Genomic DNA, 13,411 nt, shown 5'->3' with positions numbered 1-13,411 from the left:
TCTTCTATCCCTAAATTCTTCATATTCTGAATTTGTCGTTCTTCGTTTTGATCTTTACTTGAAACTCGTACATATCCAAATTTTTTATGTTTCATATGCTACACCTCATTGATAATTATACCAATTATGTCTATAAAGGTATATAGAATATACAGATGTCTGTAAAACAAGAAATAAATATTTACGGACGTGGTTTTTCATAGGTTTCTATTTATCTGTAAAGGTATACTTTTATAGATATATCAAGTGTTCTCTACGTCTTTGAATACGTAGTAATGAAAAACGAACCAAAAGGTGTACCTTTTGAAGGAGATAGATATCTTCCCTATTTGTGTGAAAGTGAAAGTATAAGTGAAAGTGATAATACATGTGAAATGAATTATAAGTAGTGAAAGATTTTTATTTGCTTCGTGTGTCGTTGTTCATTTTTTTGTTATAACGAATAGTAAGAAGACCTTTTTTCTAAAAACTAATCCTACAAAAATGACATATTTCCGACGAAGTAAACGTTTCAAGTAGCAATACCTAGTAGAACCTTTTAAAACGAATAGTTCAATTGCAAGTTTTGTATAAGGAATTACATCGTAAAAATACATACAAGCACTTGTATTAATGAACGATAGAAGGCTCTATAAGTAGATCAAAAATTTTTCAAAATCGCAAAAGGATTATTGATGAAATTTTGATATTAACTAACGAAAAAATTTTAAGGGGGAAAATGCATGTTCAAATTTAAGTACAAAGCATTACAAGAAGAGGGTAAAAATCCACGTAACGAGAAAGAAATCACGTTCTCTTTCTCAATCAATTTCCTTAAACCGATTATCGACTTATTTAAGAGCTAACAAATAGAGGCTGACATCGTCAGTCTCTATTCTTGATTTCTTTTAAAGGGGGATTAATTTGGTGTTTGCGCTTGTCTTATCAAAACGAACTATTATTCAATCGGACGATATCTGGATGAATTTTTTAGTTCAAAGATTTGATTGGTCTTTTCTTCGCTTTGTTTTTCAAAATGGTTTCGTTTGTTTTGGATAATTTCTTTTACTTGACTCCACTTTATAGAAGAATTTAGGTTATTATCATCTACATCCAATTTAGAAGTATCATTATAATTCGAGTACCTATTGTTATGCCAAATATGCTCTTCTTGTAACTTGAATATTGGGGCTAGTTCAAGAATATCCATATTTGCAATTGATTGATGATATTCTGTAAATAACAGGTATTTAACCTCTGGGAAGTGTTTGTGCTCTGGATCAATTGCAGGAACACCATTAATCAACTTGTATTTTTGTTCTTTTATAAGAGCATAATATTCATCGTTTGTTGTATTTTTTACCTTCTCTAAAGAAATATTATCTGTAATCTTAATTGGTTCGTTATGTATAGACATTCTGTATTGAAACATATGAAAGTGGCAATCGCCGTGAATATGGGCTTTAAGAGCGTTGATATTAGAGTTGTGAACTAAATCAATTAATACGTTACCTGTCCCTTTACCTTTTTTAATTGTTCGAAAAACAAAAATGCATCCATGAATATAATTATTTTGATAATCAATCCCTACAAAATCATATCTGTATTTATGATGCAAATCTAAAGGTTCGTCATATTTTAGTCCTATTGTTAATTCGTACATGATTTCCTCCTATAAGAACCATTGTATCAATGTGAACTACTCACCACTTAGCAAAGCTTGGAGTGGGAGCTTCTCAGTTCCACGACAAAAGAAATCTTTCGTCTCCCTGAGCGTTACTTCGGGTTGTTCCAACCCTAGATGTCCAACATTTGGACGCTCTTTTGGTACGGTTGATATTTTACGCAGGAACCGAATGGCTTGGTTTTCACACTCTATTTTCTTCCTGCAACCTCATATATCAAGTTATCAAAGAACTTCATATGTCTAGTTTATCAAAAAAATTTTGGCATAGCCAAACCGAAATTCATCTCCCACCTATCGTTGGGCTATCGTCCTTCACACACTTGAGGAAGGAGAATTCTTTCGGTAAATTCGTTAAAGATTATCGTCATAATCCCCTGTAATCTCCAAGTCTGCTTCAAATACTGTTTTATCTTGTTCTGGATTTTCAGAATCTACGTACGTCCTACATTTAGCATATAACCATATATTCATTGGACGATTATTGATAATTTCAACTTCATCAAAATCAAAGTCAGCATTTCTTTGCAAATAATCCTCAATAATTTTTTGTAAATCTTCTTCATTGATTTCCAATTTTCGCTCAACAAATCCTTCAGTACTGTAATATTTTACAGGATACACTTCACGCATCTTTACACTCCCTTTGTATAATTTCTTTACCCATCCCCCGAAAAGGGGAATAAGCTCACATCATTGTTTCTTGTTATTTTTATTCACATCGTATTCTACAGGGGTATCAATCGTAAAACTATCATTAGGCTTCACTTTATATTCTACAGAACCCCTTTCTTTCCCACTAATATATCCTGGTGTTTTTTCAACTGTATAATCCGCATACGGCTTATAATCGCTATCTTTATATAACCTTAAATAATCAATATAATTCTCTACTGTTCCTTTAGACCAATAAGGAACACCAGAGATAATAACATCTTCCTCAACAAACTTTCCTCTTTTTCTATACGTCGCTACTTTAGCTTGGTTGTAGTCCAACCCTGCACTGATTAATTCTCTTGCAAATTCACTTTGACTGAAATATTCCGTACTAGACAAAATCAACTTATGACTTGACCCTTGAAGTAAATACGTATCATTTCGAAAGTAATGAGCTATTAAATCTAATGCGAACGCCAATTTTTCTCCAATTAAATGTTGATATAACAAATTTATATCAAAACTATTTTCTTTTGGACTTTTAAAAAACCAAAGCATTCTTAAAAATGTCCTTTCTTCTTCTGTTTCTAAAGCGCGAAGCGCTTCATCGTGCATAAACACATTATCATAAGCATTCATTTTATCCTCTAAATAAGGATAGGCACTAAGAAGTAGCCCTATTGTCTTCGACATGGAAAATTCCTCCTTTGTGATTTATAACAAAAATAACACACTTTGTTATAAATCACAACAACGATTGTTATAATTTATAACAATCGTTTTTCAGCAACCTCCATTAAGGATTTAACTTCTGAAAAATGTATTAACGTAAGTTTTATGTCATTTGGTTGGCAAACCCCCTACACCAATAAGTGATGAAAAAATTGGTAGGGGTATGGCAACCAAAATGGTTTTCCAGGGCCATATGCAAGGAGATTCCAATTATGTAACAAAAACGATCATTTATGTTACTAAATACTGTACCAAAAATAATTTGTCGCAATATAAAATCGCTACCTTTTTGTTACACTATCTGGTTATGTTTTTGGGGAATTATTGCATATGGCCCCGTATTTCGCTTTTGGTTGCCATACCCCTGGTACAATTAGAAAAGAAGTTAAAAAAATGAATGGAAAATAAAAAGATGCCATTTGGCATCTTTTTATAATTGAATCACTTCTTCAAATTCAATGAATTGGTTTAAAGCTTCGTCTGTGTATTTAATACCTTTGCATTTAACTCTCTTTTCCATTAAAATATCGAAGCTTGTAATTTGTACATTAAAATCATATGAGGTAATCTGCGTTTTTTCTTTACTTGTTAAGTTATATGTAAACAAATTGCCTCCGATTGCTACGGTTCCGTACCCAAAACCAATGATTACTCCAAGTGTTTCGTGGTCGAGCCACTTTGCAAATTTTGGAATAAAATTTTCTTCGGGTTGAATCAATGTTGTAAATTCGCCAATGATGTTATTAAATATATACAAAGAACCTAAGGCTTCCCATTCTAATGGGTCGATGAATACCGTATTCTGTCCATTTGGAGATACAATTGGTTCACTTGGATATTCAAAATCCATTTTTTCTTTGTGTTCATTTTCTACTTTATAAATGATACGATCATCATAATCATATTCTAATTTATACATTCTCTTCCTCTCCTTCTTCTGGTAAATGTCCATGGAGTAGGACATATTTTAATTCTGTATGATCTCGTACAATTTCTTCTAATTCTGCTAGGGTAAATACTACTAATTTAAACCCCATATTTTGTTCGAGACTATGTAAAAAATCATAAAAGTTTGATGTAGGATTGTGTGGAGTGACCAATACCCAACCATCCGGATGGTGCTGTTTTGCCTTGACAATTTCATTAAATACTTCAGATTGTTGTGGCATACGTTTTTCACGTTTACATTGGAATATCCAGGTTTGTTCAAAACCCAGGTTAAAAGGTAATTCTACATAATATTTTGCAACAACATCGCGTCCTTTATCTCCGCCGCCTCTTCCAAACCACTCTCGGTTTCGAAAACCCTTTTTACCTAAAACATGGAAAATGAACTTTTCGAAATGACGTGGATTAATTGAATCCCAATTAATCATATTCTCCGTCTCCTGTTCTTTTTATTGTTAGTATACCGTAATTTCATAGAATTTTAAAAATTAATGATGAAAGCATAACGTTGAGGTTTATAAAAAATAATAGATAAAAAAATGATTCTTAATTAGCTTGGGAATAAAAGTAAGGTTGTGACTTATTTTTACACGTATCTCGGCTGTACCCCTCCTTGATAATTAAGGGTTTGTAAGCTATCAATAACACTTATCAAAATAAAAAAGAAAAACAGATCTGTAGATATGATCTTTGTGTTAGTTCATTTACTGATTATAAATGTAAGAAAATTCCTTAACGTACAATTTTCTTTTTTCGGTCATATGACCCCTAATAGGGTAATACCAAGTATTACAAACTATTAAAGATCTTTTTATAAAAACGACATGTGAAATTTTCACTAAAAGCATGATATTATAAATTTACAGCTAAGTTTAAGATGCGGAGTTAGATTTCTTAAAGAGAGATATTTTTTAGCACTTGTATGAGAATATACGACTGTTTACTTGTACTAATGGGCGGTAGAAGGGTTAAGTGTTTGAATCAAAACTGTTTGATATTCATATAAGGGGTCTCGCCAACATCCTTTAGCGTATTGAAATATGTGCACAATTTACTCCTTGATGGTTTCGTAAAACTTCATCATTTTCCAAAAAAAGTGCTATTTAAGGGAGGAAACTCGTATTATGTAGATTTTTTTAAAAAAAACAAAAATAATATCGAAAATACATTGCTATTATTCTATTAATATGGTATAATCTCTCGAAGAGAGAGTTGTACATATTTTTTATTTTACTAATTTATGGCAAAAAAATAAAGCCTAATGCGGGCTTTTTTTGTGTCACTTTAATATTCACGGGCTACATCCCGTTTTAAATAGATATCCTTATAGAAAGGTGGTATTTGTATACTGTTTACTACAAAGCATTGTTTTGTGCAATTCAAATAATAATTTAAGAAAGGAAAATGTACTATGATTTTAACGACTTTAAAACCATTTCTAACAATCAAGTGGCTAATTGGTACGCTTCTTGGTTTAATGTGTACATCTGCATATTCTATTTATCTTGCGCTTTGTCCACTACTTAATGCAGGAACATCTTTTTCTATTCCAGTATTTTGGCCAGTAATAAAGTACCAAACTCTTGGATTCACAGCAATTGTTTTAACTCTTATTGTACTTATTTTTTTTCCGGTATGGAAAAAAACCTACAAATGGGTTGCCGCCCTTTTTCAGAAAAAGTACAATGATTGGTTTAATGATGATGAAAACCTAAATGCTTAAAGGTTTGCCGACCTTTTACATTTATTCGCCTCTTTCCCTTGCCGGGGAAAGGGGTTTTCTATTTGTGACAATAGAATTCTAAAAAATTAGTAACTGTATACAGAATTTAAAAAGCTACTTGTATTATGTTATCATATGTATCAGAAATACACAATAATTATATACCATAAATACAATAAAATTATGTACCACAAATACAACAAAAATTACGTACCACAAATACACAATAATTATATACCGCAAATTTATAGGTTTAAATCCAACTGTGGCCAATAGGAATAAAAAAACAACGCTCTATTTTAACAGCTGCGGGCGTTGGGTGGGCTTTAAAACCCTTAACCTGAAAAAGCTAAAAGTTCCGCAAGGAACAGGTAGTATTTTTTGTTCCGTACCTACACAAAAAATCTCCACCTTTTGTTTTTTACTGCTCCACTTCGTTACTGCAGCAAAAAACAATCCTTGCCAAACTTTTTTCGGCTCGATACGCTTTTTTCGCCAAGCCGAAGGACAAAAAGCAAAGCAATGGTTCTCGACTTGGACTAGCAATTATACGAGCCGAACCGCTTAGATCATTCGTTCAAAAATAGTTCTTACTCAAAATTTTGATACGTTTAGTACGTGGGGTTTCGTCCCCACACGACGAGCCAGCACTCCAAACAAAAAGCAAGGAAACCCCTAAATGCGGTTAAATTGTTTTTTATTATAAGTGCGGTATATGAAATTTTATATTTATTCTTATGAAAAGAACTACGTTACATACAAATTTAACTAAAATTACTTATAACGCTCTATTTTCTTTTTTATAAGCACTTAGCCAAGTTGAATCTAATTGTATTAGCTTATCCTCTATCTCGTTCTACAAACGAATCTGGACACTCGCTTTTTCCTAAACACAAATTTTGAGTAATTATTTTATTCAATTTTAGTTTTTGGCTCTCCAAACCACTTAAACATTGCTTTTCTAGATATGATCCATTCTTTTCTTGTACCCGTTGGAGGTAGAAAGAATTTAACTAATCCCTCATCGATCATTTGTTGTAACTCTTCTTGCTGTTTTTCATTTAGCATAGACGGACTATATTTATTTTTTAAAGTATCTCTTTTAACTCCCCATTTATATGCTGCTTCAGATGGTGTCATGTAGTTCTCAATTTCTTTCATTTGATATTCTCCTTTATGTTGTGATATGAAAACAAAGGGGACAATAATAATCCCCTCTGTTTAAAACCTATTACAGCCCTTTTATAAATTTTATAAACGAAGAGCGTTTGATTTTTCTTTCGTTTCTAAAATTGCTAAACGGATCAGTTTTAACTTTATCTCTTTACTAAGAGAAAGCCATTCAGATGTATAGATTTTCATTTTATATTCCACCTTTCTAATGATTCAACATAAAATACATTAACATTCGTGTTTTTTATAAAGTAACGTATTTATTTGTTTTTTCATCTTTGTACTGAATTTCAGTACAACCATAAACATATTGATAATCATCTAAAGGTGAAAAATCTGAATCATCATCACTTACACCACTGAAATATACATTCTTATCATCATCAAGAACACGAAAACGATGCATTCCTTGCTTATAATCCACTTCCGACCATTTTTTCTCTTCTGGTGAAGTGTGAATGTTATCTTTTGTTATCTTATATCCCATGTATTTTTCTCTCCCTTATTTGTGATATAATAGGAGAAGGGAATGGATCAGATTCCCTTCTACAAGTCATCTGTTTAGCTGCGGATGGCTTTTTGGTTTTTAAAGTACCTATTTGCTACTCCTGTGAATAGTTGGTCTACTGACAATCCCCTTTCAAAAATCCCTTCCAAATCTTCTTCAGATATATTACACATTACCTGCATTGCAAGAAGCTTAAATTTTTGCTCTGAAGTTAGCTTATTTATTTCTTTTTCTTTTTTTCTTTGATGAAAATTCACAACTTCAGCAAGCTTTATTTCTTCTTGTGGCTCTTCCTTGATTTCCACTGAAGTATCACTATCCAATCCTTTCATATGTTCTTCCGCTTGTAGCATTTTTTGCTGATATGTCCAATCATTTATATGAAAGTCTTCAAACATCTCCATTGCAACTGCTTGAATTTGTTTTTTATATTCTTCAGATAATGTTCGATTAGCAAATATATAATCAGCACCATTATATATCTTTCCTTGATATTCATAGCCACTTGTTACTTTCATGTCTTGCATACCATCATAAGAAGATGAATTGAACCTCTCAATTATCGCTTCAACTTCTTTTTGCATCGGTCCATCTTGCCAGTTAACATCAACTGAAGAGCCACCACTATAACTACTAGATCTTACGGAAAACTTAACACTTGGAAATGCTTTTTTTAACTCCCTTCTAATTTTTTTAGCTGTTTCGACAGCACTTTCATGAATTTTTTCCATAATTTCGTTTCCCCTTTCGTTATCAGTTATCCTTACAAGTCTATTATCTCATGGATAATTAAGACTTACAAGTCTTTTTTGTTATTATTTTCAATTTCTTTTCGACAAAAAAAAGACCCTACTTTATAAGTAGCGTCTGTACTTAATAATCTTTTATTGGGTAATCGGAATAATTGATTGATTGTGAAATTCATAGGTGTGACTTTAGTTCAAAATCAAAATTATGAACTGTAACACAACTATTATCTTGAGCTAAAAGATTAATTACTAAGTGCGGATAAACACAATATGAAACAATCTCTATTTCATCACAATTATCATCTAAACCTATATGAAGTTCACTTATTTCCCAAATATTAGGCATTTTAATATCCTTTTCAATTGAATTACGTTTAGGATTCCAACGGAAATAACTCGATTCATCTTCACCTTCTGCATCGATTAGAAAAGGAAACATTGGATACTTTTTCATAACTTTCAAAAGTTCCTCTTTTTTTACCGCTTCATACCAATGATTCAATTTCAACATTTTCCTATCCCCCTTATTTATGATTTTCACAAACTTTCAACCAATTATTCTGTTAAGCCCTTTTATTTAACGAGATATTGTCGTAATTCTTTCGCTAAGAGTTCGGCTCCCTCTGGACTAAGAACAACCTTTCCATTACCTAAAGAAAAATTCTTTTCTGAAACATCACCTGTTATCATACACGTTTGATGAGCTTTATACTTCTTTAAAACAATCTTTTCATCTTCCACAAAAATTTCAATTGGGTCCTTTTCTGCTATCCCTAAGGTACGTCTTAACTCAATTGGGAGTACAACCCGACCTAATTCATCTACTTTTCTCGTCATTCCTGTAGCTTTCATCCAATTCCACCTTTTAATTATCTTATTTAACAATGTTTATTTTAATATAATTTCTTGTGTGAAATAAGCTGTATTTTGTGCAGAAAAGTTATCTGGATTGTCAAATTAAAATGGTAAATCATTATCATTTATATCAATTGGGTTCCCTACATTTGAAAATGGCTCACCCTTTTTCATATCCGTATTTCCTGCCCCAACATGAGCATATTCGTTATTAAATGGCTGCTGTCGTTTCTCTAATTGGGAATTTTTAGGTTCTAAGAATTGTACATATTCTGCAATTACTTCTGTTACATATACTCGTTTTCCATCTTGCCCCTCATAATTCCGAGTTTGAATGCGGCCGTCCACGCCAGCCAAACTACCTTTTTTTAAATAATTTGCTACATTTTCAGCTTGCTTGCGCCAAACAACAATAGAAATGAAGTCTGCTTCTTTTTCTCCATAAGTTCTATTCACAGCAAGTGTAAATGTTGCAACAGCGACACCATTTGGTGTAAAACGCAAATCAGGATCTTTTGTGAGACGACCAACTAAAATTGTACGGTTCAAAATTCACATCCCCCTTTATTCTTATTAATACACTGCACTTCCTTGGAAAATTGACAACTTTTCATTTACATCTTCTTGAAATGAAGCTAGCATAGGATGTTAAAAAAAGACTTCGAAACTCATGAAATAATTGGTAATAAATCGCTAATTATGAAGCAATATTAACTGAGTAAGACAAGGAATCAAATATGAAAACTTTCTTATGTGGATATGCTTCTTTTAAAAGTTTATACGCTTCAGTAAAATTCCAATTTACATTTTTAAAGTCTTCCTCTGTTACTTGGTACGATTCATTTTGTAATAATGCTAATTTTTCATGACTAGTCATCTTTTCTATCTCGCTAAGTGGAATAGGTTTAATATTTTTCGTACAAATTCTAAATTGATATCTCTTACGATCCAAGTTTTGAAGTGTATACGATTGACCATTTATCACAATTTCCAAATGATTTTCATGTAACAGCACTTGTACATTCATGTTTTTAGCAAAATCAAATGCTTTTTGTTCAGTTCCTTTAAATCTCGCCACTTCAACATTTAAATCAATATTTTCATAGTAAACCGTTTCTTCAATTGTATATTTTCCCATTTCTATTCCCCCTATTTTCTAATTTATTTTATGGAAAAGCCCTCTAAAGGGCTTTTCTTCTTTACTTTGATTTACTACCTACTTTTTTTGGCTTTTGCTTCTTAGACTGTGGAAATTCGAATTCTAATTTCCCGCCACTGACTAATTTCAAATATGCTTCAAACTCTTTCTGGTTTTTGCTAATAAATCCCTTAATTAAGTTACTTTTCTTCTTTTCTAATAATTTTTGCGCATTAGCGACACTAATTTTTTTTCCTAAAAATTCTTTCGGTATTGTAAATTTACAACTATTTGGATCATCTTTTTTATATCCAGAACAGCCATATATTTTTTCTCTTTCCACTACATTCTCTTTGCACATTGGACACTTACCAATTGCATGAATAGCATTATCCTTTACCTCTTCAGCTAATTTTTTAACATTCCATGTATCGCACTCATTAATTGCTTTTTCTACAAGAAACGTTGTCATTTCTTTTGCCTTTTCAACGAATGCATGTGACATGGCTGCGGCTTTCCCTTTTGAATTTCGGATTTTTGATAATAACATTTCCCATTTCGCTGTCATTTCAACGCTTGCAAGAGAAGTTCCCCTTACCGCTTCTATCAACATTTTCCCTTTTTCTGTTACAGATACTTTGTTATCTCGAATTAAAATGTACTCGCGATCTTTCAGGGTTTTTATAATTCCAGCACGCGTTGCTTCAGTGCCAACGCCATTAAAATCTGTATCTACTTCTGGATCTTCTACAAACTTTCCGGCTGTTTTCATCAGGGTAATAAGTTGCCCTTCTGTATATACTTTAGGTGGTTTTGTTTTCCCCTTTTGGAAAGAAACCTTTTCTACATCGATACTTTGATCATTTTGAACTATAGGGAGTTTTTGAATTTTTTGATCTTCTTCTTTTTCTTTAGAATTAGGATTTTTCCAAACGACTTGCCAACCTTCATCAAGTACTTGCCGCCCCTGGGCAATGAATGTATGTGTGCCTAAGTTTGTAAGGATTGTAGTTTCTGTAAAAACATGTACATCATAATGTACTGCAATTACACTACGAACAATTTCGTCATACACTTTTCTTTCTTGTTCTGACAAACTAGCTAAATCTGGTACATTTTTCGTAGGAATTAGTGCGTAATGATCTTCAACTTTTTCATCATTTGTGTATTTTTTATCATCTTCGATGTAATCTTTGGATCTATTTCTAAGCAATTCTGCATATGGCTCTAATTCTTCTAAATTAGATAATACTTCAGGTAGTTCAAAGGCTTCAGCTTCAGTTAAATATTGACTGCTAGTTCTTGGATAACTGATAACGCCTTTTAAATACAAGCTTTGTGCTAATTCTAGTACTTTCTCAGGTGAAAATTTATATTTACGGTTTAATTTCGCTTGGAGTGTAGATAAACTATGGAGTTTCGGTGGATTTTTCTTCTTTTCTTCACTTTCAATACTTTGAATGGTTGCTTTTTTTATGGGCTTACATTCCTCAAATAGGGCTTTAGCCTTTAGATAATCTAATATTTTAGTATCTTCATTTTGAAGTAACAGCCCTCCATATTTGATACCGTCTGCCACAAACCAACCTACAATTTGATAAAATGTTCTAGGCCGGAAGTTTTGAATTTCTTCTTCACGTTGATTTATAAGATACAAAACTGGTGTCTGAACCCGTCCGCTAGAATACGTTTGTTTCAATCCGAATTTGTCTCTAAAGAGGATTGAATATGCCCTAGATGTATTCATCCCCACCAACCAATCACTGTAAGAACGAGCTTGTGCGGCATAATAATAACTTTCTGTTTCCTTTGCATCTCGTAAATTTTCAAATGCATCTCGGATTGCATCCTGAGCCATTGAAGAACACCAGAACCGCTTTAGTGGTTTATTATTGGCTCCAGCCATTTTAATAATTAAGCGAGCAATCAATTCCCCTTCATCCCCTGAATCTGTCGCAATAATAATCTCATTGGCTGCTCGTAATTTTTCTTTAGCAACATTAAAATATGATGTTTTATTTTCAACTATTTTATATTCAAACCGTTCCGGAATCATAGGAAGTGTGTCTAGTTTCCATTGCGCCCATGCATCGTGATACATCTCAGGTGTTTTTAATTCACATAAGTGACCACTTGCCCAAACAATCACAGCTCCTTCAGGGAATGTTTCACATGGTTGAATCTCAATGTAGTTTTTTTTATCTTCATGCTCATAGCAAGCACCATATGTTCTTCCTTGATCCGCTTTTTCACACAAAATTGCAATCATACTTTTTCATCCCTTCTAACATAAACTCTTTTATTAAAAACAAGCTTTCTCTTTACGTTTTATTTTTGAAATTTTCATTGGCTTCTTCTTCGATTTTTTAATTTGCTCCCACACATATTGGAGAACTCGATCTGTTATTCTTTCTGGAAAGAATCCTTGACGTTCTAAGAGAATATTTTCAATAACCCAGGCTTTTCTTGTGTAATATTCATAATCATTTCCTACTTCATCGGCTGTATCTTTAAATTGCGCATCATCATCCAAAGCTTTATTTAATATCCTTAGCCCTGTAAATGTTTGACACCGCGCTTCTCTCACTTCTTTTAACAACAAATACAAATCAAAAGTGTGATATTGTTTTAAGTCATTAACTGGTTGATCTATATGTTCTAAAAAAATATGTTGCTGCATTTTCTTAAACTCATATCGCTCTCCGTTTTGACAAATTTGTAATATACCCGATTTTTCATCACGAATTAAGGCACCGCAAAATGTACATGCTTCTTGTGCGACACCATCTTCATCGATTTTTACTTGCGTTGCACAGTAAGGACAATTCACGATATATCAAACTTCCTTTCATTTTGTATTGGTTTTTACCAAGTATTACCTTAAGGAGATTATACACTTAACTACATGTAGTTACAAGTAGTTGAAAGCAATTAATTTAATTTATATAATTACATTAAAGAGGTGATTACAATGGAAAACAGAGGCCTTAAAAACCGAAAACCCTTGTCTAACGCTATTGAAAAAGATTTATGGGATTCCCTAGATAAACTGGCAAAAGAAACTCGTATTCCCAAGTCAAAGCTGTTAGATGAAGCTGTTAGTGACTTATTAAAGAAGTACGGGAACCCTACAGAAAAGTAATAAGTAGGGTTCATTTAGTTTCGACGCAATTTTTCCCTTTCGTTTTATTTATATCTTTATATAATTTGATTGACTTACAAATTTTAATACCCCATATCCAAGTCATATTGATTGCTAAAGCAA

Annotated in this window: 17 protein-coding genes and 1 pseudogene; 3 read left to right on the top strand and 15 right to left on the bottom strand. The window is 32.4% G+C overall.

Going from position 1 to position 13,411, the window contains the following annotated elements:
- Nucleotides 1-95, bottom strand: a pseudogene (locus tag BM211_RS27225) (recombinase family protein); the annotation flags it as partial.
- A gap of 627 nt (nt 96-722) precedes the next feature.
- On the opposite strand from BM211_RS27225, the gene BM211_RS27220 reads away from it, so the two are divergent.
- On the top strand, nt 723-845 hold the full coding sequence (locus BM211_RS27220) for a hypothetical protein (protein ID WP_256217139.1): 123 nt from the start codon (nt 723-725) through the stop codon (nt 843-845).
- A 92-nt stretch (nt 846-937) separates the two neighbouring features.
- On the opposite strand, the gene BM211_RS17945 is transcribed toward BM211_RS27220, so the two are convergent.
- The 5 genes from BM211_RS17945 to BM211_RS17915 all read right to left on the bottom strand — a co-directional run bounded on the left by BM211_RS17945 (nt 938) and on the right by BM211_RS17915 (nt 4,428).
- A complete protein-coding gene (locus BM211_RS17945; protein ID WP_090998861.1) occupies nt 938-1,642 on the bottom strand; it encodes a hypothetical protein in 705 nt (234 codons plus the stop codon).
- 375 nt (nt 1,643-2,017) lie between these two features.
- Complete coding sequence (locus BM211_RS17935) at nt 2,018-2,296, bottom strand: hypothetical protein (protein WP_090998860.1); 279 nt, start codon at nt 2,294-2,296, stop codon at nt 2,018-2,020.
- 60 nt (nt 2,297-2,356) lie between these two features.
- Nucleotides 2,357-3,013, bottom strand: a complete 657-nt coding sequence (locus BM211_RS17930; protein WP_090998858.1) for a hypothetical protein — start codon at nt 3,011-3,013, stop codon at nt 2,357-2,359.
- Between the two features lie 469 nt (nt 3,014-3,482).
- Nucleotides 3,483-3,971, bottom strand: a complete 489-nt coding sequence (locus BM211_RS17920) for a DUF4652 domain-containing protein (protein WP_256217138.1) — start codon at nt 3,969-3,971, stop codon at nt 3,483-3,485.
- Nucleotides 3,964-4,428 carry a restriction endonuclease gene (locus BM211_RS17915; RefSeq protein WP_090998853.1) on the bottom strand — a complete coding sequence of 155 codons (465 nt, stop codon included), beginning with the start codon at nt 4,426-4,428 and terminating at the stop codon, nt 3,964-3,966. The genes BM211_RS17920 and BM211_RS17915 overlap by 8 nt, the downstream gene beginning before the upstream one ends.
- 983 nt (nt 4,429-5,411) lie before the next feature.
- On the opposite strand from BM211_RS17915, the gene BM211_RS17910 reads away from it, so the two are divergent.
- Nucleotides 5,412-5,723 carry a hypothetical protein gene (locus BM211_RS17910; RefSeq protein ID WP_090998851.1) on the top strand — a complete coding sequence of 104 codons (312 nt, stop codon included), beginning with the start codon at nt 5,412-5,414 and terminating at the stop codon, nt 5,721-5,723.
- Nucleotides 5,724-6,635: 912 nt separating this feature from the next.
- On the opposite strand, the gene BM211_RS17900 is transcribed toward BM211_RS17910, so the two are convergent.
- The 9 genes from BM211_RS17900 to BM211_RS17860 all read right to left on the bottom strand — a co-directional run bounded on the left by BM211_RS17900 (nt 6,636) and on the right by BM211_RS17860 (nt 12,976).
- Nucleotides 6,636-6,884 carry a helix-turn-helix domain-containing protein gene (locus BM211_RS17900; protein ID WP_090998849.1) on the bottom strand — a complete coding sequence of 83 codons (249 nt, stop codon included), beginning with the start codon at nt 6,882-6,884 and terminating at the stop codon, nt 6,636-6,638.
- A 256-nt stretch (nt 6,885-7,140) separates the two neighbouring features.
- On the bottom strand, nt 7,141-7,383 hold the full coding sequence (locus BM211_RS17895; RefSeq protein WP_090998847.1) for a hypothetical protein: 243 nt from the start codon (nt 7,381-7,383) through the stop codon (nt 7,141-7,143).
- A 74-nt stretch (nt 7,384-7,457) separates the two neighbouring features.
- Nucleotides 7,458-8,135, bottom strand: coding sequence for an LPD29 domain-containing protein (locus tag BM211_RS17890; RefSeq protein ID WP_090998845.1), 678 nt, complete (start codon nt 8,133-8,135; stop codon nt 7,458-7,460).
- Between the two features lie 190 nt (nt 8,136-8,325).
- The gene (locus BM211_RS17885) at nt 8,326-8,664 is read right to left on the bottom strand and encodes a hypothetical protein (protein ID WP_090998843.1); all 339 of its coding nucleotides are present in this window, start codon (nt 8,662-8,664) and stop codon (nt 8,326-8,328) included.
- A 62-nt stretch (nt 8,665-8,726) separates the two neighbouring features.
- Nucleotides 8,727-9,005, bottom strand: a complete 279-nt coding sequence (locus BM211_RS17880) for an AbrB/MazE/SpoVT family DNA-binding domain-containing protein (protein ID WP_090998842.1) — start codon at nt 9,003-9,005, stop codon at nt 8,727-8,729.
- Between the two features lie 105 nt (nt 9,006-9,110).
- Entirely contained in the window at nt 9,111-9,560 is a 450-nt protein-coding gene (ssb, locus tag BM211_RS17875; RefSeq protein ID WP_090998840.1) for a single-stranded DNA-binding protein, read from the bottom strand.
- A gap of 145 nt (nt 9,561-9,705) precedes the next feature.
- Nucleotides 9,706-10,146 (bottom strand): hypothetical protein, encoded by a 441-nt coding sequence (locus BM211_RS17870; RefSeq protein ID WP_090998838.1) that lies wholly within the window; start codon nt 10,144-10,146, stop codon nt 9,706-9,708.
- Nucleotides 10,147-10,207: 61 nt separating this feature from the next.
- Nucleotides 10,208-12,415 carry a type IA DNA topoisomerase gene (locus BM211_RS17865; protein ID WP_090998836.1) on the bottom strand — a complete coding sequence of 736 codons (2,208 nt, stop codon included), beginning with the start codon at nt 12,413-12,415 and terminating at the stop codon, nt 10,208-10,210.
- Nucleotides 12,416-12,448: 33 nt separating this feature from the next.
- On the bottom strand, nt 12,449-12,976 hold the full coding sequence (locus BM211_RS17860) for a hypothetical protein (protein ID WP_090998834.1): 528 nt from the start codon (nt 12,974-12,976) through the stop codon (nt 12,449-12,451).
- Nucleotides 12,977-13,117: 141 nt separating this feature from the next.
- Here BM211_RS17860 and BM211_RS17855 point away from each other — a divergent pair, with 141 nt between their 5' ends.
- Nucleotides 13,118-13,288 carry a ribbon-helix-helix domain-containing protein gene (locus BM211_RS17855; RefSeq protein WP_090998832.1) on the top strand — a complete coding sequence of 57 codons (171 nt, stop codon included), beginning with the start codon at nt 13,118-13,120 and terminating at the stop codon, nt 13,286-13,288.
- Nucleotides 13,289-13,411 lie beyond the last annotated feature (123 nt).

It is taken from the genome of Bacillus sp. 491mf (assembly GCF_900112415.1).
In the GTDB taxonomy this organism is placed as follows: domain Bacteria; phylum Bacillota; class Bacilli; order Bacillales; family Bacillaceae_G; genus Bacillus_A.
The sequence above is the reverse complement of the archived record's forward strand: the minus strand, read 5'-3'. Positions and strand labels throughout refer to the sequence as shown.

Bases quoted from the DNA above. Each gene is read 5' to 3' on its own strand.
- BM211_RS17935 (WP_090998860.1), bottom strand. From the start codon at position 2,296: ATGCGTGAAGTGTATCCTGTAAAATATTACAGTACTGAAGGATTTGTT.
- BM211_RS17880 (WP_090998842.1), bottom strand. From the start codon at position 9,005: ATGAAAGCTACAGGAATGACGAGAAAAGTAGATGAATTAGGTCGGGTT.
- BM211_RS17930 (WP_090998858.1), bottom strand. From the start codon at position 3,013: ATGTCGAAGACAATAGGGCTACTTCTTAGTGCCTATCCTTATTTAGAG.
- BM211_RS17865 (WP_090998836.1), bottom strand. From the start codon at position 12,415: ATGATTGCAATTTTGTGTGAAAAAGCGGATCAAGGAAGAACATATGGT.
- BM211_RS17915 (WP_090998853.1), bottom strand. From the start codon at position 4,428: ATGATTAATTGGGATTCAATTAATCCACGTCATTTCGAAAAGTTCATT.
- BM211_RS17890 (WP_090998845.1), bottom strand. From the start codon at position 8,135: ATGGAAAAAATTCATGAAAGTGCTGTCGAAACAGCTAAAAAAATTAGA.
- BM211_RS17910 (WP_090998851.1), top strand. From the start codon at position 5,412: ATGATTTTAACGACTTTAAAACCATTTCTAACAATCAAGTGGCTAATT.
- BM211_RS17870 (WP_090998838.1), bottom strand. From the start codon at position 10,146: ATGGGAAAATATACAATTGAAGAAACGGTTTACTATGAAAATATTGAT.
- BM211_RS27220 (WP_256217139.1), top strand. From the start codon at position 723: ATGTTCAAATTTAAGTACAAAGCATTACAAGAAGAGGGTAAAAATCCA.
- BM211_RS17900 (WP_090998849.1), bottom strand. From the start codon at position 6,884: ATGAAAGAAATTGAGAACTACATGACACCATCTGAAGCAGCATATAAA.
- BM211_RS17885 (WP_090998843.1), bottom strand. From the start codon at position 8,664: ATGTTGAAATTGAATCATTGGTATGAAGCGGTAAAAAAAGAGGAACTT.
- BM211_RS17895 (WP_090998847.1), bottom strand. From the start codon at position 7,383: ATGGGATATAAGATAACAAAAGATAACATTCACACTTCACCAGAAGAG.
- BM211_RS17920 (WP_256217138.1), bottom strand. From the start codon at position 3,971: ATGTATAAATTAGAATATGATTATGATGATCGTATCATTTATAAAGTA.
- BM211_RS17945 (WP_090998861.1), bottom strand. From the start codon at position 1,642: ATGTACGAATTAACAATAGGACTAAAATATGACGAACCTTTAGATTTG.
- BM211_RS17855 (WP_090998832.1), top strand. From the start codon at position 13,118: ATGGAAAACAGAGGCCTTAAAAACCGAAAACCCTTGTCTAACGCTATT.